21 protein-coding genes and 1 pseudogene are annotated in these 21,880 nt (G+C 64.7%); 8 read left to right on the forward strand and 14 right to left on the reverse strand.

Annotated elements, in window-relative coordinates; all coding sequences use genetic code 11:
- Positions 1-25: 25 nt before the first annotated feature.
- Complete coding sequence (purB, locus tag ABIB00_RS07775) at positions 26-1,333, reverse strand: adenylosuccinate lyase (RefSeq protein WP_354103941.1); 1,308 nt, start codon at positions 1,331-1,333, stop codon at positions 26-28.
- A gap of 518 nt (positions 1,334-1,851) precedes the next feature.
- On the opposite strand from purB, the gene ABIB00_RS07780 reads away from it, so the two are divergent.
- Positions 1,852-2,436 carry a TetR/AcrR family transcriptional regulator gene (locus tag ABIB00_RS07780; protein WP_247444485.1) on the forward strand — a complete coding sequence of 195 codons (585 nt, stop codon included), beginning with the start codon at positions 1,852-1,854 and terminating at the stop codon, positions 2,434-2,436.
- A gap of 54 nt (positions 2,437-2,490) precedes the next feature.
- Here the strand turns inward: ABIB00_RS07780 and ABIB00_RS07785 are convergent, their stop codons facing one another.
- The 3 genes from ABIB00_RS07785 to ABIB00_RS07795 form a co-directional block, all read right to left on the reverse strand.
- Complete coding sequence (locus ABIB00_RS07785) at positions 2,491-2,793, reverse strand: hypothetical protein (RefSeq protein ID WP_247339087.1); 303 nt, start codon at positions 2,791-2,793, stop codon at positions 2,491-2,493.
- A gap of 143 nt (positions 2,794-2,936) precedes the next feature.
- The gene (locus ABIB00_RS07790; protein ID WP_354103942.1) at positions 2,937-3,587 is read right to left on the reverse strand and encodes a response regulator; all 651 of its coding nucleotides are present in this window, start codon (positions 3,585-3,587) and stop codon (positions 2,937-2,939) included.
- A gap of 7 nt (positions 3,588-3,594) precedes the next feature.
- Positions 3,595-4,965: a sensor histidine kinase gene (locus tag ABIB00_RS07795; RefSeq protein WP_354103943.1), complete on the reverse strand. Its 1,371-nt coding sequence runs from the start codon at positions 4,963-4,965 to the stop codon at positions 3,595-3,597.
- 198 nt (positions 4,966-5,163) lie between these two features.
- On the opposite strand from ABIB00_RS07795, the gene ABIB00_RS07800 reads away from it, so the two are divergent.
- The 5 genes and pseudogenes from ABIB00_RS07800 to ABIB00_RS07820 all read left to right on the forward strand — a co-directional run bounded on the left by ABIB00_RS07800 (position 5,164) and on the right by ABIB00_RS07820 (position 9,499).
- Complete coding sequence (locus ABIB00_RS07800) at positions 5,164-5,934, forward strand: MotA/TolQ/ExbB proton channel family protein (protein ID WP_247444488.1); 771 nt, start codon at positions 5,164-5,166, stop codon at positions 5,932-5,934.
- Entirely contained in the window at positions 5,931-6,617 is a 687-nt protein-coding gene (locus ABIB00_RS07805; protein WP_247339081.1) for a DUF2135 domain-containing protein, read from the forward strand. The genes ABIB00_RS07800 and ABIB00_RS07805 overlap by 4 nt, the downstream gene beginning before the upstream one ends.
- On the forward strand, positions 6,610-7,215 hold the full coding sequence (locus tag ABIB00_RS07810; protein WP_354103944.1) for a hypothetical protein: 606 nt from the start codon (positions 6,610-6,612) through the stop codon (positions 7,213-7,215). The genes ABIB00_RS07805 and ABIB00_RS07810 overlap by 8 nt, the downstream gene beginning before the upstream one ends.
- Positions 7,216-7,329: 114 nt before the next feature.
- A pseudogene (locus ABIB00_RS07815) lies at positions 7,330-8,069 on the forward strand (metallophosphoesterase family protein).
- Positions 8,070-8,074: 5 nt separating this feature from the next.
- The gene (locus ABIB00_RS07820; protein ID WP_354103945.1) at positions 8,075-9,499 is read left to right on the forward strand and encodes a serine/threonine protein kinase; all 1,425 of its coding nucleotides are present in this window, start codon (positions 8,075-8,077) and stop codon (positions 9,497-9,499) included.
- 25 nt (positions 9,500-9,524) lie between these two features.
- On the opposite strand, the gene ABIB00_RS07825 is transcribed toward ABIB00_RS07820, so the two are convergent.
- The 3 genes from ABIB00_RS07825 to rpe all read right to left on the reverse strand — a co-directional run bounded on the left by ABIB00_RS07825 (position 9,525) and on the right by rpe (position 10,901).
- Complete coding sequence (locus ABIB00_RS07825; RefSeq protein WP_247339077.1) at positions 9,525-9,707, reverse strand: hypothetical protein; 183 nt, start codon at positions 9,705-9,707, stop codon at positions 9,525-9,527.
- A gap of 21 nt (positions 9,708-9,728) precedes the next feature.
- The gene (locus ABIB00_RS07830; protein ID WP_247339075.1) at positions 9,729-9,950 is read right to left on the reverse strand and encodes a hypothetical protein; all 222 of its coding nucleotides are present in this window, start codon (positions 9,948-9,950) and stop codon (positions 9,729-9,731) included.
- 249 nt (positions 9,951-10,199) lie between these two features.
- Entirely contained in the window at positions 10,200-10,901 is a 702-nt protein-coding gene (gene rpe / locus ABIB00_RS07835) for a ribulose-phosphate 3-epimerase (protein WP_354046326.1), read from the reverse strand.
- Between the two features lie 252 nt (positions 10,902-11,153).
- Here rpe and ABIB00_RS07840 point away from each other — a divergent pair, with 252 nt between their 5' ends.
- Positions 11,154-11,960, forward strand: coding sequence for an EF-hand domain-containing protein (locus tag ABIB00_RS07840; RefSeq protein ID WP_354103946.1), 807 nt, complete (start codon positions 11,154-11,156; stop codon positions 11,958-11,960).
- Between the two features lie 164 nt (positions 11,961-12,124).
- On the opposite strand, the gene ABIB00_RS07845 is transcribed toward ABIB00_RS07840, so the two are convergent.
- Positions 12,125-13,123, reverse strand: a complete 999-nt coding sequence (locus tag ABIB00_RS07845) for a P1 family peptidase (RefSeq protein WP_354046330.1) — start codon at positions 13,121-13,123, stop codon at positions 12,125-12,127.
- 58 nt (positions 13,124-13,181) lie between these two features.
- On the reverse strand, positions 13,182-15,992 hold the full coding sequence (locus tag ABIB00_RS07850) for a PAS domain S-box protein (protein WP_354103947.1): 2,811 nt from the start codon (positions 15,990-15,992) through the stop codon (positions 13,182-13,184).
- 240 nt (positions 15,993-16,232) lie between these two features.
- Here ABIB00_RS07850 and ABIB00_RS07855 point away from each other — a divergent pair, with 240 nt between their 5' ends.
- Entirely contained in the window at positions 16,233-16,619 is a 387-nt protein-coding gene (locus tag ABIB00_RS07855) for a response regulator (protein WP_354046333.1), read from the forward strand.
- Between the two features lie 81 nt (positions 16,620-16,700).
- Here ABIB00_RS07855 and ABIB00_RS07860 read toward each other — a convergent pair whose 3' ends face one another.
- The 5 genes from ABIB00_RS07860 to ABIB00_RS07880 all read right to left on the reverse strand — a co-directional run bounded on the left by ABIB00_RS07860 (position 16,701) and on the right by ABIB00_RS07880 (position 21,822).
- Positions 16,701-17,819 carry a branched-chain amino acid ABC transporter substrate-binding protein gene (locus tag ABIB00_RS07860; RefSeq protein WP_247339034.1) on the reverse strand — a complete coding sequence of 373 codons (1,119 nt, stop codon included), beginning with the start codon at positions 17,817-17,819 and terminating at the stop codon, positions 16,701-16,703.
- Between the two features lie 184 nt (positions 17,820-18,003).
- Positions 18,004-18,747 (reverse strand): ABC transporter ATP-binding protein, encoded by a 744-nt coding sequence (locus tag ABIB00_RS07865; RefSeq protein WP_247444497.1) that lies wholly within the window; start codon positions 18,745-18,747, stop codon positions 18,004-18,006.
- Positions 18,744-19,577 (reverse strand): ABC transporter ATP-binding protein, encoded by an 834-nt coding sequence (locus tag ABIB00_RS07870; protein ID WP_354103948.1) that lies wholly within the window; start codon positions 19,575-19,577, stop codon positions 18,744-18,746. Before ABIB00_RS07870 ends, ABIB00_RS07865 begins: the two co-directional genes overlap by 4 nt.
- Positions 19,574-20,893: a high-affinity branched-chain amino acid ABC transporter permease LivM gene (gene livM / locus ABIB00_RS07875; RefSeq protein ID WP_354103949.1), complete on the reverse strand. Its 1,320-nt coding sequence runs from the start codon at positions 20,891-20,893 to the stop codon at positions 19,574-19,576. Before livM ends, ABIB00_RS07870 begins: the two co-directional genes overlap by 4 nt.
- Before the next feature lie 11 nt (positions 20,894-20,904).
- Complete coding sequence (locus tag ABIB00_RS07880; RefSeq protein ID WP_247339012.1) at positions 20,905-21,822, reverse strand: ABC transporter permease subunit; 918 nt, start codon at positions 21,820-21,822, stop codon at positions 20,905-20,907.
- Positions 21,823-21,880 lie beyond the last annotated feature (58 nt).

The following is a 21,880-nucleotide window of genomic DNA, read 5'->3' on the forward strand; positions in this document are numbered from 1 at the left end:
AGGCTACGCACTACGGACGCGACACTCAGCTTTCCCCGAACACGCGCTTGAAGATCGTGTCGACGTGCTTGAGGTGATAGCCGAGATCGAACTGCTCCTCGATCTCGGCGTCTCTGAGATATTTCTTCACTTCAGCGTCCTTCTTCAGGAGCTGGAGGAAGTCGCCTTCGCCGCGCCAGACCGGCATGGCGTTGCGCTGCACGAGCTTGTAGGCGTCCTCGCGGCTGGCGCCCTTCTGCGTCAGCGCCAGCAGCACGCGCTGGGAGTGCACGAGGCCGCCGAGGCGGTCGAGGTTCTTCTGCATGTTGGCGGGATACACCAGCAGCTTGTCGATCAGGCCGGCGAGGCGCACCAGCGCGAAGTCGAGCGTCACGGTCGCGTCGGGGGCCATCATGCGCTCGGCGGAGGAGTGCGAAATATCGCGCTCGTGCCAGAGCACGACGTTCTCCAGCGCCGGTGTCACATAGGCGCGGACCATGCGCGAAAGGCCGGTGAGGTTCTCCGAGAGCACGGGGTTGCGCTTGTGCGGCATCGCGGACGAACCCTTCTGCCCTTCGGAGAAGAACTCTTCGGCCTCCAGCACCTCGGTGCGCTGCATGTGGCGGATCTCCACCGCGAAGCGCTCGACCGAGGAGGCGATCACACCGAGGACCGAGAAGTACATCGCGTGGCGATCGCGCGGGATCACCTGCGTCGAGATCGGCTCGGGGACAAGGCCCATGGCCTTGGCGACGTGTTCTTCCACGCGCGGATCAATCTGCGCGAAGGTGCCGACGGCGCCGGAAATGGCGCAGGTCGCGACCTCTTTCCTCGCCGCGATCAGGCGCTCCTTGGCGCGCGTGAATTCGGCATAGGCATAAGCGAGCTTGAGGCCGAAGGTCACGGGCTCGGCATGGATGCCGTGGCTGCGACCGATAGTGGGCGTCATCTTGTGCTCGAAGGCGCGCTTCTTCAGCGCCGCCAGCACCTTGTCGAGGTCGGCGAGCAGCAGGTCGGCTGCGCGGGTGAGCTGGACGTTGAGGCAAGTGTCGAGCACGTCGGAGGAGGTCATGCCCTGATGCACGAAGCGCGCCTCAGGGCCGACGATCTCGGCAAGGTGGGTGAGGAAGGCGATGACGTCGTGCTTGGTCTCGCGCTCGATCGCGTCGATGCGGGCGACGTCGAAGGTGACGTCCTTGGCCTTGGCCCAGACCGTTTTGGCGGCTTCCTTGGGGATCGTCCCGAGCTCGGCGAGGGCGTCAGCCGCGTGCGCCTCGATCTCGAACCAGATCTTGAACCGGGTCTGCGGTTCCCAGATCGAGGCCATTTCCGGGCGGGTATAGCGGGGGATCATTGGACTGCTCCAGGAAGGTGGGCGGGCGACCCAAGAGAGCGCTACCTGCCAAAATGCTTTTTACGCCGTGATTTAGCAGAGCGGAGAGGGCGAAACAAACGATCCGAGCCCGGGAAGAGGGAGATCGCCGAACTATCCACCGGACCAGCCGGCCCAAGGGCGGCCGGAGAGGAGGCCCGCAAAAATCGGCTGTCAATCACGGATCATTGACTGACAGATATTGAAATCTGTCAGCGAGACGTGTATATTCGTTCTTGGACGCACCGATTGGGCGTCTCGTGGTTCTCCCCGAGGAGAAACCGCGGACGATTGGAGACTTAAGACAATGACGACCGAAATCATCAATCTGACCGGGACGATTGGGCATTGGCTCAATTTACTGGTGGCGCGCCAGATCGCGGCGCAGGCTGCAAAACTGCCTCATTAAGGCGAGAGCTTTTCGAAACGACCGGCACGGGCGCTTCGGAAGCAGCTCCATCGCCGGGTAACTGAGCCCTCAACGGGACCATGGTGCTGGCATGAATGAAGCCGTTATCTTGACGCCGGAGCGGATCCTCGAAGTCACCGAGGACGTGTTGCGGCGCTACGGACTTGCCAAGGCCACCGTGGTCGACGTTGCCCGTGCGCTCGATGTGAGCCACGGCAGCGTCTACCGCCATTTCCCGAGCAAGGCCTCGCTGCGCGAGGCCGTTGCCAAACGTTGGTTGGACCGTATCGACGCGCCGTTGCTGGCGATCGCCGAGGAGCAGGGTCCGGCGCCAGTCAGGCTCGACCGCTGGCTGCGCACGCTGTTTGACGCCAAGCGTTCGCGCGTGCTCGACGACCCCGAGATGTTCGACACCTATCTGACCCTGGCGCGCGAGGCTTGTGCAGCCGTCAGGTGTCACAAGGACACCATGATCGACCAGATCGGGGCGATCCTGACCGACGGCGTGAAGCAGGGCGTGTTCGAGGTGGGCGACGTCAAGGCAACCGCGCGCGCCATCTTCGATGCCACCGTCCGCTTCCACCATCCGGCCCACGCCGACGAGTGGAAGGACGCCGATCTGCCGGCGCGCGTCGATGCGACGCTGGCGCTGCTGCTGCGCGGATTGAAGGCGTAGGCCGAACAACCCACCCGCTCCAAAGCCAGCGGTAGCCGACATGGCCGGCGTTTGTTATCCCCCCACCTTATGGGCAAGGGCACCATCGCGGAGCGAACGCGGATGGTGAGATTTTTTCCGCCCACCAAGCGCGGCACCGGCCAATGGCACGACCGGCGGGCTTTCCGGATACGCATTGACTTCAATTTCGACAAGGTCCTTCGCCCGCTTTCGAAGCCGGTAGAATGCAAGCTCTTGTCCGAGCAGGGGGCAGTGGAATCGAATCGTTGCTGTGTCTGGCAGGCGGCAGAGTTCATCGATGAGCTCGCCGACAGTGATGATCGCGGGATAGGTGGCTTCGCGGATAGCCTTACTCATGGCGGAACTCCTTCGCTCTGGTACTAACCAGAGTTCGACCGCCTCCGTTCCAATCCGCATCGCTAAGGCGATCGAAATATTCTCGGAGGCCCCGCGTGCGGAGGAGGGCTCTGCGCGCCCTGTCTCCAGGGACGGGCGAACACTTAGATATTCGTCAGCCCGCAAGCCGCGGCGAGCCGCACGAGCTGCGCATCCGTGCGCGCGCCGGTCTTGGTCTTGATCAGATAGTGATAGTTCTGCACCGTCTTGACGCTGAGATTGAGATGCGTCGCGATCTGCTCGGTGGTGGCGCCGCCGGCGAACTGGCGCAGGATCTCGATCTCGCGTTCTCCCAGTTGATCCAGCGCCGAGCCCGCCGAGAGGCTGTCCTCGGCCAGGATGTGCGCGATGTCGTCGCTCATGGCGCGTTCGCCGCGGGCAACGCTGCGGATCGCGGATACGACCGCGGACGGCTCGCTGCTCTTGGTGACGAAGCCGCTGGCGCCGGCACTGAAGGCGGCTTTCACCAGCACGGCCTCGTTGTGCATGGTGAAAACGAGGATCCGCGCCCGCGGGCTGCGCGCGCGGATGTTGCGGATCGCCTCCAGCCCGCTCGCGCCGGGCATCGAGATATCGAGCACGACGACATCAGGATCGCGCGCCTTGAAGGCGCTGTAGGCATCCGCGGCGTTATCGGCTTCCGCCACGACATGCAGATCGCCCTGGCTTTCCAGCACGCGCCGGTAGCCTTGCCGCACGATCGGATGGTCGTCGACCAGCAGCACGGAGATTCCTGTTGCCGCAATCTCGTTCATGCCGGCCTCATGCGGCGAGCGGGATGGTGGCGGCGACGCTGAGGCCGCGATGGGCGGGCAGGATCGACAATGATCCGCCAGCCGCAGCGATGCGCTCGCGGATGCCGGTGAGGCCGAAGCCGGCCGACTGCGCCACGCGAGCCGCATCGCCGCCGCCGTCGTCCTCGACACTGATCAGCAATGCATCGTCATCGCCCGCGCGCCGCTCGACGCGCAGGGAAATCTCGCGTGCTGTGCCGTGGCGCAATGCGTTGGTCAGGCACTCCTGCGCGACGCGATAGGCGGTGGTGGCGGCCGGGCCGCTGATGTCGGTGAGGTCGCCCTTGAGATCGAGCTGGATCGTCGGCCGCGCCGCGCTCTGCGAACGCCAGCTATCCACCAAATTCACCAGGCTCGCCTCCAGTCCAAGCTCTGCGGGAAGGGGATTGCGCAGGCGCTTCAGCGCGTCGCGCAGCGAGGCCATCAGATGATGCGTGGCCTGCGAGATCATCCGCGCGTCCTGCGCGATGCCGTTGTCCTTGTCTTCCTTCGTGCCCGCCGTCTCGATGGTGTTGGCGAAGGCGAGGATGGCCGAGAGATTTTGCCCGAACTCGTCGTGCAGTTCGCGGGCGAGCGCGCGGCGCTCATCGTCGCGGATCTCGATCAGGCGCCGCGTCAGCGCCGCGCGCTGTTCGGTCGCTTCCTCCAGCCGGCCGCCGAGCTCGCCGACGGCGCTGCCGATCATCGCCAGCTCCATCGAGCGGAAGCGCGGCAGTTTCATGCGATACTGACCGCGCGCCATGCGCTGCAAGGCGGTCACGATCGTGCGCGCCGGCGCCAGCGCATGCGCGATCGCGAGCGAAGCCAGCAGTGCGATCGCCGCCGCCATCAAAAGCGCGACGTCGATCACGTTGAGGATGTACTCCCAGGCGAGCGAGATGGCGGCCGCGGCATCCGGCGTCGCGACCACCGTTCCGGCGGTCGCCGCGCGAGGACTGACGGGCCGTATCACTTCGGCGTGGCTGCCGAGGAAGGTCGGCACGATCGATGAGAACCAGCGCGGCGGCGCCTTGCCTAGCCCCTCGCTCTGGCCGCAGAGCGGCTTTTCGAACGCGATGACCGGCTGGAACTCGACGCAGACGCCGGGCGAGATCAGCTTCATCGTCTCCAGCGTGCGCCACTCCGGAACCGGCAGAAGCTGCTCGCGTGTTCTGCTGCTACGCAACAAGAATTCGTGCCAGTACAGCGCCTGAAGCGCCTGCGCAACCCGTTGCGCCGAGGCCGCGGTCGCCCGGTCGACGCTGCGATAGGCGTCGAACGTCGCCCAGACGGTCGCCGCTCCAAGGCAGAGCGCGACGATAAGAAACAGACGGGCGACAAGCTCAAGCACAAGGCGCATGCGATCACCCCAAAGTTTGGTAAGGTCAGCCTAACAACGCCGCCGCGCCTTGCCAATTGCGGGGATCGGCAAGATGGCAGCTCGGGCAAATTTCCCAAGCCGGATTGGGCATGGCTCTTTGGACCGGGCGCGGCGGCTTTGATCTAATGGGCGGGAAATCGCGGTAGGCCAATCTTTGCAGGCCAGGAGCAGTGCAGCATGAGTTCGATGACGATTGGACCGATCGCGGGGACCGCGACCGACCCATCCGAGCGCAGCGCGCTCCTGTTCTGGATGATCTTCACCGGGCTTTCGGTCTTCGCCGTCGTGCTGCTGTGGCGCTTCGGCCTGATCCGTCTGATGTTGTCGTCGGACCGCACCTACATTTCCAGCGTGATCGCGCTGCTCTATGTCCTCACCTGCGGTCACTGCTTCCTGCGCACGCGGGCAATTGCCCGCGAGGGCGCGGCGGCCCGGCGCTGCCGCGCGGTGCTCGCGGCGCCCGAGGGCGGCAAGGCGCTGGACGCCGGCGCGACCGCGCTGCCGCGCGGGCTGGTGCGGGACCACATCGAGAGTCTCGTGACCAAGGCCACGGCGCAGGACTACCGTCCGGTCGACCAGACGCTGTTATTGCGGACGCTCGCCGATCGCCTGCGCGGGTCAAACGGCTTCGGGGCCTTCGTCTCGGATACGCTGATGAAGCTCGGCCTGCTCGGCACCATCGTCGGCTTCATCATCATGCTGGCGCCGATCGCGGGGCTCGACGCCGCCGACAAGGTCGCAATGCGATCCTCGATGGGGCTGATGAGCGATGGCATGGCGGTCGCGATGTACACGACGCTGGCGGGCCTCGTCGGCTCGATCCTGGTCCGCATCCAATATTACATGCTGGACGCCGCGACCCAGAAGGTGTTCTCGGACGCGGTGGTGCTGACCGAGACCTATGTGACGCCGGTACTGGAGCGCAAGGGCGCTGGAACGCCGTCATGATGGATGACTTTGGTCTCTATCCGCGCGAGGAGCCGTTCGATCCCCTGGGCGTGATGCTGTTCAAGGCGCTCCAGGTGATCGCGTTCCTGTTCTTCCTCGCACTGCTCGCGGTCTCGCCGGATGCCAAGGACGGCAAGATCGACTCCAAGGCCGAGTTCATGATCACGCTGGACTGGCCGGACAGCCATCCCGACGATCTCGACCTGTTCGTGCAGGATCCCGCCGGCAACATCGCCTGGTATCGCCACCGCGAGGCCGGCTTCCTGACGCTCGACCGCGATGACCGCGGCGGGGCCAACGACTTCATCATGGTCAACGGCAAGAAGATCGCCTCGCCGATCCGCGAGGAGATCGTCACGGTGCGCGGCATCGTTCCCGGCGAATACACCGTCAACGTATCGCATTTCGTGGCGACGACCGGCGTCCCGGTCGAGGCCAATGTGAAGGTGCAGAAGCTCAATCCGACGGCGCAGGTGGTCTTCGACAACAAGTTCATGCTCGATCACACCGGCGACGAGAAGACCGCGGTGCGGTTCCGGCTCGATGCCGAAGGCAAGGTGGTCAATGTGGACCAGCGGCCGAAATCGCTGCTCGAGACCTTTCGCAGCGGCTGGCGCAACGGCGCCGATCTCGACCCGAGCACCGGTGTGAGCAAGAACGCTGCGAGGGTGCGCCGTGACTAGCCTGCAAACGATCATCCTCACGCTATCGATAGCCTACACCGTCATCGGCGCGCTGCTGCTGATCGTGCTGGTCTATGCGCGGCTGCACTGGTCGTTCAAGGCAGTCGCGGTGGTCGTGACCAGCGCCTTCTATGTCGTGAGCTTCACGGAAATGCGCGGGCTGCTCGGCTGGGCCAGTGCCGACCGGCTGCCAACCTCCTTCAAGCTGCTGAAGTCCCGCATCGTCGAGCCGCATTCGTTGGAGGGCGATCCCGGCTCGATCTATCTGTGGGTCGAGCAACTGGATGAGGACAATCGCCCAAGCGGCATCCCCCGAGCCTTCCGCATCCCCTACAACGACAGGCTGGCCGACAAGACCCATGCAGCGGAGAACGAGATCGCGCTGGGACATCCGCAAGGCGGCCGCGCCGCCGATTTCGGCGGCGGCGACGGCAGCCTCATCGACATGGTCCGGGAATATGTGACGCCCAAGACCATCATGGAGACGAGCGGCGGCGATTCCTCGACCGGCGAGTTCAGCGCTCCGCAGGCCGGCGCGCAAGGCGCCGGTTTCACCCCTGTGCCGCCACCCCGGATGCCGCCCAAGGACGAGCAATAGGCCCTTCACCCTCGCCGCAGGGACCCGCTGGAAAACCGAATCGCGCAGACGCATCTTGACGTCCCTCAATTTGGCCTTATCGGCTTCCGACAAGACATTTGGGGTGGAGGGTGCGTGCTTCTCGCTGTCTTCTCGGATATCCATGGCAACCGGCAGGCGTTCGAGGCGTGCCTGAAGGTCGCGCGGGCGCGTGGCGCCGAGCGATTCATCCTGCTCGGCGACTTCGTCGGCTATGGCGCCGATCCGGAATGGGTGGTGGATACCGCGATGGAGCTGGTTGCCCAAGGCGCCGTCGCCGTGCGCGGCAACCATGACCAGGCGGTCAATTCCTCGGCCGAGACGATGAATGCCGAGGCGCAGATCGCGATCGAATGGACCCGCGGTCGGCTCGACATCGTGCAGCGCCGGTTCCTGGCGGAATTGCCGATGCTGGTGCAGGACGGCGATCGCCTGTTCGTGCATTCGGAAGCCTCCAGCCCCGAAGCTGGCACTATGTCCGATCGACGGCGGACGCCGCCAAGAGCCTGATCGCGACGCCGGCCCATGTCACGTTCTGCGGCCACATCCACCGTCCGGCGATCTATTCGATGTCGGTGACGGCGAAGATGTCGGGCTTGGTGCCCAAGACCGACGTCTCCGTACCGCTACTGCGCGGGCGGCAATGGCTTGCGGTGCTCGGCTCGGTCGGCCAGCCACGTGATAGCGATCCATCCGCCGCTTTCGTGCTGTTCGACACGGTCTCTTGCCTGATCACCTATTGCCGCGCGCCCTACGATGTCGAGACGGCCGCGAACCGGATCCGCGAGAACGGCCTGCCACGTTGGCTTGCCGACCGGCTGTCGCAGGGGCGCTAGAGGCGATGCCGAAACCCCTGGTCAAATCAGGCGCAGAGATCGACGGCTACACTATCGGCGAATGCGTCCATGCCGGCGGGATGGCGACGCTGTGGACGGTCACCCATCCCGGCATCGACGTGCCGCTGCTGATGAAGATACCGCGGGTGTCGGAGGGCGAGGACCCCGCGGCGATCGTCTCCTTCGAGATGGAGATGATGATCCTGCCGCGGCTGGCCGGGCCGCATGTACCTTCATGTTTCGGCACCGGCGATTTCGCCCACCAGGCTTATGTCGTGATCGAGCGCATCTCCGGGACCACGCTCTACAAGCGATTGCCCGACCTGCCGCTGCCGTATGACGAGGCGCGGCGGCTCGTCGCCAGGATCGCGACGGGGCTCGCCGATTTGCACCGGCAGAACGTGATCCACCACGACATCAAGCCGAGCTGCATCATGTTCCGCGAGAGCGGCGAGGCCGTGCTGATCGACTATGGCCTGTCGCACCACAACCATCTGCCGGATCTGCTGCAGGAGGAATTCCGCCTGCCTTACGGCACTGCGCCCTATATGGCGCCGGAACGGCTGTCAGGCGTGCGCGATGATCCGCGCAGCGATCTGTTTTCGCTCGGCGTGCTGCTCTATTTCTTCACGACGGGCGAGCGTCCCTTTGGCGAGGGCGAGACGCTGCGTGCGATGAGGAGGAGGCTGTGGCGCGATCCGTACCCGCCGCGCGGCTTACGCGCCGACTATCCGCCCTGGCTCCAGGAGGTCGTGCTGAGGTGCCTCGAGATCGAGCCGGTGTGGCGCTATCCGACGGCGTCACAGCTTGCGTTCGATCTCGCCCATCCCGACCAGATCAAGCTCACCGCGCGTTCGGAGCGGCTGAAGCGCGATCCGCTCAGCGTCGCCTGGCGCCGCCGGTTCAACCAGGGTGTCATGGCGCCCCGCGCGAAATCGGATGTCGCAGCCCAAATCGCATCGAGTCCGATCCTCGCGGTTGCGCTCGAGACGGTGGAAGGCGCGCCCGAGCTGAACGAGGCGCTGCGCGTCACCACCGAGCGCATTCTCGCGACGCTGCCGTCGGCGCGGCTCGCTTGCGTCAACGTGCTCAAGCTCAACCGGATCGCGATCGATCGGACGCTCGACCAGCAGGGCTCCAACAAGCATATTGACCGCCTGGTGGCGCTGAGGCATTGGGCGACGCCGCTCAAGCTGGATGAGAGCCGGCTGTCGGTTCATGTGCTGGAAGCGGTCGATCCCGCTGCGGCGCTCCTGGAATTCGCCGAGGTCAACCAGGTCGACCACCTCATCATCGGCGCGCGGCAGAGCTCGTTCCGCCGCACGCTGCTCGGCAGCGTCTCGGCCAAGGTGGCCTCGGAAGCGGCCTGCACTGTCACCGTGGTGCGGCCGCCGCGGCTGGCTGCGGATGTGGGCGAGGAGGCCAGATAGGGCCGTGCTCTGGATGCTGGAAGGTTCAGGCCGCGTGGGCGGAGCGCTTGCGGCGGATCGGCCAGGAGAACTGGGGGCCGGGCTCGCCGTGATCCGCGCTGCCGCCGAAGAACTGGATGAGCTCGCGGCAGGGCTCGCAGTTGAAGAGGTTACGCGACGCGGATGCCTTGGTCATTTCCTTCAGGCAGTTCGGGCAGTGCGGCTTCATGTGCTTGGTCCAGAAAAGAATTCAATGCCGGCGCGGTGACCGGAGCGGGTGATCCAGGTCCGCCGCTTCGGGCCCGGTGTCGTCGCGCATCTCGCCTTCGGAGCGTTCGAGCCGGCCGAAGAAATAATCGAGGTCCGGGTGCGGGCGCCGCGGAATGCGGCGCCTGCGCTTCGGCTGACGCTTCACGAGCGCGAATTGCACTTGCGTCAGATCCAATGGCGACGGGTGGTACGCAACGAACATGCCGGGACCTGCACCGGTCCGGCCGACGGCCCAAACACAACAAACGCACTGAAACCAAGCCACAACGCCACGCCAGTCCAAACCAGGGTCGTCGTCATGATGTGCTCCCGCGAAAACAGGCAAGAATCACTAGCGGTGATTTGCGCGAATCAGGGAAGCCCGGAGGAGTACGGATCAAGATTGCAATTTTAGGCATTGCGCGTCGCAGCATCCGTAGAAGCCGCTCATTCGCGGAAAGCGCGTGACGCCTCAGATCGCTTCGCCGCGTGCGCCTGCGGCCGCGTTGCGGATCGCGGCAATGTTGGTCTTGTACGCTTCCTGCGTGCCGCCCCTGAACACGGACGTGCCGGCGACGAAGGCGTTGGCGCCAGCCGCGGCCAGGGGACCTGCGACGTCGGGGCCGACGCCGCCATCGACCTCGATGTCGATCGGACGGCCTGCCGTCATCGCGCGGATATCGCGGATCTTGCCGATCGCGGAGGGGATGAAGGCCTGGCCGCCGAAGCCGGGATTGACCGACATCACCAGCACAAGGTCGACGAGGTCGATGACGTATTCGAGCACGCTGATCGGCGTGCCTGGATTGAGCGAAACGCCGGCCTTCTTGCCGAGCGCGCGGATCGCCTGGAGCGAGCGGTGCAGATGCGGACCTGCCTCCGCATGCACGGTGATGTGGTCGCAGCCGGCTTTGGCGAAGGCCTCGAGAAAGGGGTCGCACGGTGAGATCATCAGATGGGCGTCGAAGATTTTCTTCGTATGCGGGCGCATCGCCTTGATGATGTCGGGGCCATAGGAAATGTTCGGAACGAAGTGCCCGTCCATCACGTCGAGATGGATCCAGTCGGCGCCGGCGGCGTCCACGGCGCGCACCTCCTCGCCAAGCTTGGAGAAATCCGAGGCCAGGATCGAGGGCGCGATTGCCAGGGGGCGGGGGGCGAAGGCTTGGGTCATAGCGCGGTTTCCCGTGGCGGCCGTGAAAGATGAACTCGCCTAACATGGGCCTCTCAGCCGGGCAATGCAGGGGTGGCGAGCTTTCTGTGGGCGGAAATTTCTGCCGCGATCGGCATGAATTGCCGGTGTTACCGGGCCGTGCAAAGTGCGGCGAAGGCGGATTTCATTGAGCTTTTTTCGCTGGCACGGCGCTTGCTGACGTCACCTCCAGGACATTGGCCGCGGCATGCCGCATCGGTTGGAGTTTTTGCAATGTTGTTTGCCCTTGGTGCCGCATCGAGTGCGCTCGACGCGATCCAGTCGCTGACGAATTCGAAATCGTCCTCGTCGACCCAGAAGACGGGGCCTTCGAAAGGCGCGACCAATCCGTTCGCGATCGACAGCGGCAGCAACAGCACGACCAGAGGCGCGACCTCTTCGGTCAATTCGGGCAAATATCCGCAGATCTCGCCGGAGACGATGAAGGCGTTGTTCGCCGCGCAGAGCCAGTCCTCTGACAGTACGAGCAGCACAGCCAGCTCGACCTCGTCGAACTCCACGTCCTCCACGTCGACGTCCTCGACGAGCCGTGACGCCGCGCTGAAGGACCTTTTTTCGCAGGTCGACGGAGACGGCGACGGCAAGATCACCAAATCCGAATTCGAGAATGCGCTGGGTGCCGGCGGCACCAACACGGCGCAGGCCGACGACGTGTTCTCCAAGCTGGATTCGAATTCCGACGGCAGCGTCAGCCTCGACGAGATGTCGAAGGCGCTGAAGAGCGGCCATCACGGCCACCATCACGCGCAAGGTGCAGGCGATGCGTCCGGCACCGGTTCGGATGCTTCCTCGCAGTCGAGCGGCGGCTCGACCTCGACCACGACAACCGGCGCCGACGGCTCGTCCACCACCACCGTCACCTATACCGACGGCTTCAAGATGTCGACAACGGTCCCGGGCGCCCCCAGCGCCTCCGGTAATTCGGCTTATGATCTGTTTGCGCAGTTGATGCAGCGGCAAGGCGGGCACGGGCAAGGCGCCTCAGCGGCTGCCGGCTCGTCCATGTCGATGAGCGTGTGAGCGAGAAGCTCTCCCTCCGCAAATTGCGTCGTCGTGCCCCGCGGAGACGGGGCATCCCGTACGCCGCGGCCTTTCGGTTCAATCATTTATCGTCTCTGGAATACTGGATCGCCCGGTCTTCGCCGGGCGATGACGTGTGACGTGTTGCGAGATGCGAGTGCTACTTACGCGCCGAAGCGATCCTTCCACGCCGGTAGTGCCCCTGCGAACGGCAGTGCTGTCGCATTGTAAATGCCACGTGCGATCGCGCGCGCGACCACGTTGGCGGCGACCGTGCCGAGTTCGGTGAGGCCGACCAACGGCTCGACCGGCTTCTCGCCAGTCGCGGCGGCAAACAGCACGTCGCCGTCGGTCGGGGCATGCACCGGATAGATCGCGCGGGCAAACCCGGTATGCGCGATCATCGCAAGCCGCTTGGCCTGTGCCTTGGTCAGCCTCGCGTCGGTGACGACGAGGCCGATCGTGGTGTTTTCGCGCGCGGTCGCGGCGAGCCCGCCCTTGATGCGCATCGCCAGCATGTCCCGTGTGAACGCGGACGGCAGGCCCCGCCCGCCGAACTCGCCGTTCTCCTCGAATGGCGCTGCCCAGAACCACGGCCCGTCGCCGACGGTGGCGCTGCCGACCGCGTTGACGACGATAATCGCGGCGACCTTGATGCCGTTGGCCAGGACCGCGGAAGCTGACCCCAGCCCGCCCTTGAAGGTCGCGGTGGTGGCACCCAGGCCGGCGCCGACGCTGCCCAGCGCGAAATCGTGGCTTGCGGCCAAGGCCGCGGCGTAACCGAGATCGCGATAGGGCGCGAAGCGCCCCCAGGCCTTGTCGCCACCATTGAGCAGGTCGAACACGATCGCACCCGGCACGAGCGGGATCACCGCGCCGCGGATATTAAGACCGCGACCCTGCTCGGCGAGCCAGGCCTGCACGCCGCCGCCGGTCTCGATCCCGAAAGCGGAGCCGCCGGACAACGCGATCGCATCGACCCGTTCTTGCGTGCTGGCAAGATCGAGCAGGGCATCCTCGCGGGTACCCGGTCCACCGCCGCGGATGTCGATCGCCGCGACCGCCGGTTGGTCGAAGATGATCGCGGTCGCGCCCGAGGCGAGTTTCGCATCCTCGGCATGGCCGACGCGGACGCCGGCGATATCGGTGAGAAGGTTTTTCAAGACGGCTCCGCAGGCTGAAAGGCGATCGCTTCAGCGATATCGCAGGGATGCCGCAGGCTCAACCGGCGAGCGCGGTCCTGAGCATCTTGGCGAGCTCGGACTTGCGGTAGGGCTTTGCCAGCAGCAGCACGCCGGAATCGAGCCGGCCGTGGTGGACGATGGCGTTCTCGGTGTAGCCCGAAGTGAACAGCGTCTTCAGGTTGGGGCGCCGGCGCGCCGCCTCATCGGCGAGCTGGCGGCCGTTCATGTTGCCCGGCATGATGATGTCCGTGAACAGCAGGTCGATGTCCTTGTCGGAGTCGATGATGATGAGGGCCTCGGCCGCGTTGCCGGCCTCGAGGGCCGCATAACCGAGGCTCTTGATCTGGGTCACGACATATTGCCGCACCAGCGCGTCGTCCTCGACGATCAAGATCTTCTCGTCGCCACCGGTGACGGGCGCGTTCTGGAGCGCCTCGAACTCGGTCTCCTGCACGCCGCTCGAGCGCGGCAGGTAGATCTTCACGCTCGTGCCGTGGCCTTCCTCGCTGTAGATCTTGACGTGGCCGCCGGACTGCTTGACGAAGCCGAACACCATGCTGAGCCCGAGGCCGGTGCCCTTGCCGACCTCCTTGGTGGTGAAGAAGGGATCGAACACCCGGTCGATCAACTCCGGCGGGATTCCGGAGCCGGTGTCGCTGACGGCGATCATCACGTAATTGCCGGCCAGCACGTCGGGATTCATGCTGGCATAACCGTCGTCGAGGAAGATGTTGCGGGTCTCCAGCACCAGCGTGCCGCCGTCGGGCATGGCATCGCGCGCGTTCAGCGCGAGATTGAGGATCGCGGTGGAAAGCTGACCCGGGTCGATCAGTGCCGGCCATGCATCCTCGGTGAGCTGCGGCAGGATGGTGATCTGCTCGCCGAGGGTGGGATGCAGGAGCTTTGCGGCCTCGAGCGTCAGGGCGTTGACGTCGATTTCGCGCGGCTGGAGCGGCTGCTTGCGGGCGAAGGCGAGCAGATGCTTGGTCAGTTGCGCGCCGCGTTCGGCGGCATCGTCGATCAGCTTGGTGATGGCGGCGAGTTCGGGACGGTCAGCGACCGCATCCGCCAAAATGCCGATCGTGCCGGTGATGACGGTCAGCACATTGTTGAAGTCGTGCGCGACACCGCCGGTCAATTGACCGATGGAATCCATCTTCTGGATGTGCCTGAACTGCGCCTCGGCCGCCTGCTTCTCGGTGAGGTCGCGGCCGATGAAGAAATGGCGCTTGACCGGATCGGACCAGGTGCCCATCCAATTCAGCGTGACCTCGTGACCGTCGTAGTGGTAGTAGCGCGCCTCGAAGCTGCGCTTGACGGCGCCGCGCCGCGCCGCGCGCATCTCGCTTCGTGTCCTGTCGAGATCGTCGGGATGGATGAACTCGGTTGCGCTGTGTCCGACCATGTCCTCCGGACCGAATCCGAGGATATCCTTCACGCTCGGGCTGACCTGGACGAAATTGCCAAAACCGTCGGTGACCAGGATGAGATCCTGCGAGGTCTCGAAGATGCGCTGCCGCTCCTCGATCTCGCGGCGCAGTTTCTCCCGTGACTGCTTCTCCTCCGTGATGTCGTGGGCGATCTTGGAGGCCCCAATGATCTCTCCGCCAGCTGTTTTGAGCGGAAAAATGTTGAGCACGACGTCGAGCCGACGGCCGTCCTTTCGGATGCGGACCGTCTCGTGCTGGGCGATCGTTTCGTTGCCGCCGACCCGGTTCAGGATACCCCTGACCTCGGCCTTGCGGTCGTCCGGCACAATGATGTCGATCGGCTTGCCGATGGCCTCCGTGGCGGCATAGCCGAACAGATGTTCGGCGGCCTTGTTCCAGCCGGTGATGACACCGTCGAGCGTCTTCGTGATGATGGCGTCATTGGCGGATTCGACGACAGCGCCGTACAGGGCAAGGCGCTTGCCGTAGTAGTCGCGATCCAATGCCGACTGCTGGCGCAGCCTGCCGACCAGGCCCACCGTGTGGGCCTGGAGGCGGACATTTTCGATCAGAAGCACCGCAAGCACGAAGGTAGCTGCGCAGAGGCCGTAGAAGCGGCCGGCGTAGAAGCCGAGATCGAAGCGCGCGACGTTGACGATCGCCGACAGTGCGATGTCGAACAGCCAGGCGCACATCACGACCATGAGCCAGACGTCGATGATCGAATGCGGACGCCGGAACCACAGCGAGACCAGTGCGGCGAAGCTCAGGGACCAAACGAAGGACACCACGCCGATCATGAGCTGCGTGTAACGGCCGTCGTGCAGCAGGACCGGCAGCAGATCGTGCTGGGCAGTGACGATCCAGGTCAAGACGATCGAGACCGCAACGACGCCGAGCGCGCTGGCGCAGATCGCCTTGCTTGCCGAGCCTGAGATCCTGGCGCCGCCGTCGGCCTCCTTCAGCCAGGCATAGGCCAGCACGCAGAGCGGGAAGCCGCCGTGCCAGATCATGTAGAGCCAGACCGCGGTCTGCTGATCGGCACGCAGCAACCCCGTCGGCGAGAAAAGTCCCGGGAAGGTGAGGGCATGGCATGTGGCCGCCGCGGCAGTGAACAGATAGCCCGTTGCTAGCACGAGCAGTGCGCGGGTCCGGAGCACCGCAAACTGCGACAGCAGAAGGACCGCGGTGATGATGTCCGCGGCGGCGAGGGCGGATTGATAGCTCGCGACGAAGGCTGGCACAGGCAGCAGCGGGATACCTGCGAACGGTACGGCCAGTGCGAACAGGATCGAGGCGACTCCGACGATCGCCAATGCTGCGGTGCGGTCCGACGCGGTGGCCGGCAAGGTCGACAGGAATGTGTTTCGCTCGGTCGTCGCGGACAGGTCCAGCTCTCGCGAATCGGTCTTGAGCATCTTCGCCAGTCTCATTTGGCCCAATGAAATTCCGTCCATGGTAGCTCGTTCTGGGCACGCATCATGACAAAACCCACCGCGACTCAACCGAAGGTTACAGCTTACTTAATCTTGTTGGGAACGCGCACTAGGGATCGGGTAAGATGCGCTTTACTGGACGGTGCCATAATGCCCTCCCACTGCTATGGGTTCCAGGTTTGAATCAGGCATTTTGATTTCAGGATCCGGGAGTTGTTCCCTATGGCCCGCGTTCTCATCATCGACGACCAGAAGGACGTCCGTGCGATGGTCGCGATCGTGCTGCGCGTCAACCGTTACGAGGTCGTCGAGGCCGACAGCGGCGCGGCCGGAGTGAAAGCGTTCACCGAGGCCTCCTTCGACGCGGCCATCGTGGACATTTTCCTCGGTGACGCCAGCGGCGTCGAGGTCATCGCGACTCTGCGCGAGCTTGCACCCAGCCTCCCGGTCATTGCCGTGTCGGGGATGACCGCGCTGGACTTCATGGAACAATCGCCCCACCTCGCCAACGTGGTCTGCCTGCAAAAGCCATTTCGGCCGAACGATCTTCTGCAAGCGCTGCGGAGGGCCCAGGCCGCAGCGGACGGCGAACTGCCCGCAGCCGTCTGACCTTGCCGCAGGAAGCAACGCCCCGGGGTAACCCGGGGCGCGATGATGATTGGAGGAGGCCTTCAGGCCCGGCAAGTGCGCTCAGGTGCCGTTGCCGCTGATCGCGGCGTAGCCGCCCTTGGCATCCCATTTGTAGACGACGTAGTCGAGCTGCTTGATGTCGCCCTTGGCGTCATACTCGATCGGTCCGATCACGGTGTCCCACTTGCCGGCCTTGATGGCCGCCATGACCTTCTTGGCGTCGGTGGTGCCGGCCTTCTTGGCCGCCTGCGACCAGACCTGCATCGCCGCATAGGTGTAGAGCGTGTAGCCCTCGGGGTCGATGTTCTTGGCCTTGAAGGCGTCGACGATCTTCTTCGCGGTCGGCTTGTTGCGCGGATCGGGGCCGAAGGTGAACAGTGTGCCTTCGCCGGCCGGGCCGGTGATGGAGGCGTATTCCTTGTCGGCGAGCGCGTCGCCGGCCATCAGCACGGTCTTGAGGCCCTGGTCGCGCATCTGGCGAAGGATGAGGCCGCTCTCCTGGTGGTAGCCGCCGACATAGACGAGATCGATGTTGTCACGCTTCAGCCGCGAGACGATCGCGTTGAAGTCCTTGTCGCCCTTGTTGTAGGACTCGTACATCTTCTCGGTAACGCCGGCCTTGTTCAGCGCCTTCTTGGTTTCATCCGCAAGACCCTTGCCGTAGGTGGTCTTGTCGTTGAGGATGGCGATGTTCTTGCCCTTGTAGTTCTTGGCGATGTACTGGGCGGCGACCAGGCCCTGCTGGTCGTCGCGGCCGCAGACGCGCGCCACGTTCCACAGTCCGCTATCGGTGAACTTCGGATTGGTGGAGGCAGGCGTGATCTGGAGCACGTTGCCGTCGGCATAGGCTTCCGAAGCCGGGATCGACGACGACGAGCAATAGTGCCCGGCGACGAACGGCATCTTGGCACTGGCGATCTTCTCGGCGACCGAGCGCGCCTGCTTGGGATCGCAGGCATCGTCCTCGACAGAGAGCGCGAGCTTCTTGCCGTTGACGCCGCCGGCGGCGTTGATATCAGCCACGGCCATCTCGGCGCCGTTCTTCATCTGGCGGCCGAAGGCGGACTCGCCGCCGGTCATCGGACCTGCGACTGCGATGTTGACATCCTGCGCGAACGCCGCGCTCGACAGCGCGATCGAAGCGCCGAATGCCAGACCGATGAGCTTCAGTGATTTCATGAGATACCTCGAGGGTGGTCGCCTGTGGACGTTGCCGGGCATGCCCGGTTCAAACCGGCGCCATTCTTGAATGAATCTTGGGAGAAGTCACCGGCAAAATACGGGCATTGGCGCAGATATCTCGCCACATTCAGCCGCACGCGGGTCCGCAGGCTTGGCTCTTGAGGGTTCGTTCTCGGGCGCCTCAGCCGTGCCGCCCGCCTTCCAGGTAGGCGGCGCGAATCTCGGGGCGCTGCAGCAATTCGGCGCCGGTCCCGGCCAGCGTGATCAGGCCGTTGACCATGACATAGCCGCGATGGGCGAGCTTGAGCGCATGGTTGGCGTTCTGCTCGACGATCAGCACGGTCAGGCCGTCCTGCCGGTTCAGAGTGCGGATCGCGTCGAAAATCTGGCGCGCGATCAGCGGCGCCAGCCCAAGCGAAGGCTCGTCGAGCAGGAGCAGGCGAGGACGGCTCATCAAGGCGCGGCCGATCGCCAGCATCTGTTGCTCGCCTCCGGACAGGGTTCCGCCGCGCTGGGCGTAGCGTTCCTTCAGCCGCGGAAACAGCGCGAACACGCGTTGGAGCGTCGCCTCGCGTTCGGCGTCGGTACATTCGGTCGCGTCCGCCCCCATCTGGAGGTTTTCCGCCACGCTCATGCGCGGGAAGATGCGGCGGCCTTCCGGCGATTGCGCGATGCGCAAATGCGCGATCTCGTGAGTGGGAACGCCGGTGATGTCGCGGCCTTCGTATAGGATCTGGCCGGCGCGGGCGCGCGGCTTGCCGAAGATCGTCATCATCAGCGTCGACTTGCCGGCTCCGTTGGCGCCGATCAGCGCCACGATCTCGCCGGCGTTGATCTCGACGTCGACGCCTTTCAGCGCCTCGATCTTGCCGTAGGCGGCGCGAAGGCTGCGGATCGCGAGCAGGGGAGCGGGGGCCGGCGTCACGACCCGCTCTCCATCACGGCCACGGCCTCTTCCTCATCGGTGCCGAGATAGGCGGCGATGACCTTGGGATCGTCGCGAACCTCGCGCGGGGAGCCTTCCGCGATCCTCACGCCATGGTCCATCACCACGATATGGTCGGAGATCGCCATCACGACCGACATGTCGTGCTCGATCAGCAGGATCGAGGTGCCGAGATCGTTGCGGATCGAAAGCAACAGCTCGCTCAGGGCCGCGCTCTCGCGCGCGTTGAGGCCGGCGGCGGGTTCGTCGAGGCACAGAAGCGCGGGCTCGGTGCACATCGCGCGCGCGATCTCCAGCCGGCGCTGGTCGCCATAGGCGAGATTGCCAGCGGCGTCGTCGGCGCGATCGAGCAGATTGATGCGCTTGAGCCAGTCGGTGGCGAGATCGATCGCCTGCTTTTCGGCGTCGCGATAGACGGGGGCGCCGACAAGGCCCAGGAAGGTGAAGCCGGAGGCGCGCATCAGTACGTTGTGCTGCGCCACCATCAGGTTTTCCAGCGCCGTCATGCCGGGAAACAGGCGGATGTTCTGGAAGGTGCGGGCGACCTTGGCCTGCTTGGCGATACGGAAATCGTTCAGTCGCTCCAGCGCGATCACCTTGCCGTCGCCATGGGTGAGGCGAATGGCGCCGCCGCTCGGCTTGTAGAAGCCGGTGATGCAATTGAAGACTGTGGTCTTGCCGGCGCCGTTCGGCCCGATCAGCGCGGTGATCTTCTTCCGCTCGGCTGCAAACGACAGGTCCTGCACGGCGACGATGCCGCCGAAGCGCATGGTCAGCCGGTCGACGCTGAGAATCTCGTCGGCGCTCATCCGTGCCCTTCCTTGACGAGGTCGGAGGAGATCGCCTGCGCCTTGGTCAGATACACGGTTGGTGCGCGATGGCCGATCAGGCCGCGCGGCCGCCAGATCATGATCAGCACCATCGCCATGCCGAACACGAGCATGCGGTAATTCTCGAGGCCGCGGAACAGTTCGAAGCCGCCGATCATGGCGAGCGCGGCGAGTGCCACGCCAAGCTGCGAGCCCATGCCGCCGAGCACGACGATGGCGAGGACCAGCGCCGATTCCTGGAAAGTGAAGGATTCCGGACTGATGAAGCCCTGGCGGGTCGCGAAGAACGCGCCGGCAAAGCCGCCGAACATCGCACCGGTCGCGAATGCCGTGAGCTTGGTGGTCGTGGTGTTGATGCCGAGCGCGCGGCAGGCGACCTCGTCCTCGCGAAGCGCCTCCCAGGCACGGCCGATCGGCAGGCGGCGCAGCCGGATCGTCACCCAGTTGGTGAGGAGCGCAAGCGCCAGGATCAGATAGAACAGGAAGACGATACGGTGGGTCGGCGAATACTCGATGCCGAGTTTGGCGGCGAGCCCGTTGTCGCTGTTGTCGAGCGGGATGCCGAAGAAGGAGGGGCGAGGAATGCTGGAGACGCCGTTGGGGCCCCCGGTGAGGTCCTGCCAGTTGATGATGACCATGCGGATGATCTCGCCGAAGGCAAGCGTCACAATGGCGAGGTAATCGCCGCGCAGGCGCAGCACGGGGAAGCCGAGCAGCACGCCCCAGAATGCGGCAAGGATGCCGGCAAGCGGCAGGCAGACCCAGAACGACCAGCCGAAATTGGTGGCGAGCAGCGCGTAGGAATAGGCGCCCACCGCATAGAAGGCGACGTAGCCGAGATCGAGCAGGCCGGCGAGGCCAACCACGACGTTCAGTCCCCAGCCCAGCATGACATAGGTGAGCACGAGGATTGCGAGGTCGAGGATGTAGCGCTGGTCATAGAAGATCACAGGCACCAGCAGCGTGAAGATCAGGAGCGCCGGTGCGAGATAGCGGCCGACGAACGACATGCCGCTTTGCAACGCAGGCGGCACCAGCTTCTCGGCGCCGGTCGGGCCGATCCATTGCCTGAGCAGCTCGATCACGATCGAGCCGCCGAACACGGCGGCGACAATAGATGCGAGGTCGCCGAATCGCGTCCAGTAGGTGAGCTGGCCGTCGGAACCCGCCTCGGTGCGGATGCCGATCATCAGCGAGAACAGCACCAGCGCGACCAACGCGTTGAAGCAGGCGGTCTTCAGGAGAGCGGGGATGCCCGATGGAGCTTTGGCCGTATTGATCGAGGGAGTTTTCACGCGCGCGACCGTCAGACTTTTTCGACTTCGGGGCGGCCGAGCAGGCCGGTCGGCATGAAGATCAGCACGACGATCAGGATCGAGAAGGCGGCGACGTCCTTGTACTCGACCGAGAAATAGGCCGACCAGAACGTCTCGATCAGCCCGATCGCGAGCCCCCCGAGCATCGCGCCCGGCAGCGAGCCGATGCCGCCGAGCACGGCAGCGGTGAACGCCTTGATGCCGGCGACGAAGCCCATGAAGAAATCGACCAGCCCGTAATAGAGCAGGTACATCAGGCCGGCCACCGCGGCGAGCGCAGCACCGATCACGAAGGTCATGGAGATGGTGCGGTCGACGTTGACGCCGAGCAGTGCCGCCATGGTCTGGTCCTGCTCGCAGGCGCGCATGTCGCGCCCAAGCCGGGTGCGCGACACCAGCCAGGTGAAGATCGCCAGCAGCACGATGGTGGTGACGACAACCATGATCTGGATGTTCGAGAGCTGGATCACGAAGCCGTCCGCGCTCTCATGCAGCGTATAGCCGCCGGTGATGAGCGGCGGGATCGGCTTGACGCGGGCGCCTTGCGCCACTTGCGAATAGTTGGTCAGCACGAAGGACATGCCGATCGCCGACAGCATCGGAGCGAGGCGGAAGGAGTGACGCAGCGGTCGGTAGGCGATGCGCTCGATGGTCCAGCCGTAAAGTGCCGTGATCGCCATCGAGACCAGAAGCACGATCAGCAGGATCACCGGGATTGCGGTCAGGCCGGTCGAGATCAGGAGCAGAAAGGTGATGAGGGCGATGAACCCGCCGATCATGAAGATGTCGCCATGAGCGAAGTTGATCATGCCGACGATGCCGTAGACCATCGTGTAGCCTATCGCGATCAGGCCGTAGATGGAGCCGAGCACGAGGCCGTTGATGAGCTGCTGGGCGAAATAATCCATGGGCTGCCGTTACCAAACCTGACGAGGGCTCAAAGGGAGCTCTTTGAAGAGTTCTCGG

The sequence above is a fragment of the Bradyrhizobium sp. LB14.3 genome (genome assembly GCF_040547985.1).
GTDB lineage: Bacteria > Pseudomonadota > Alphaproteobacteria > Rhizobiales > Xanthobacteraceae > Bradyrhizobium.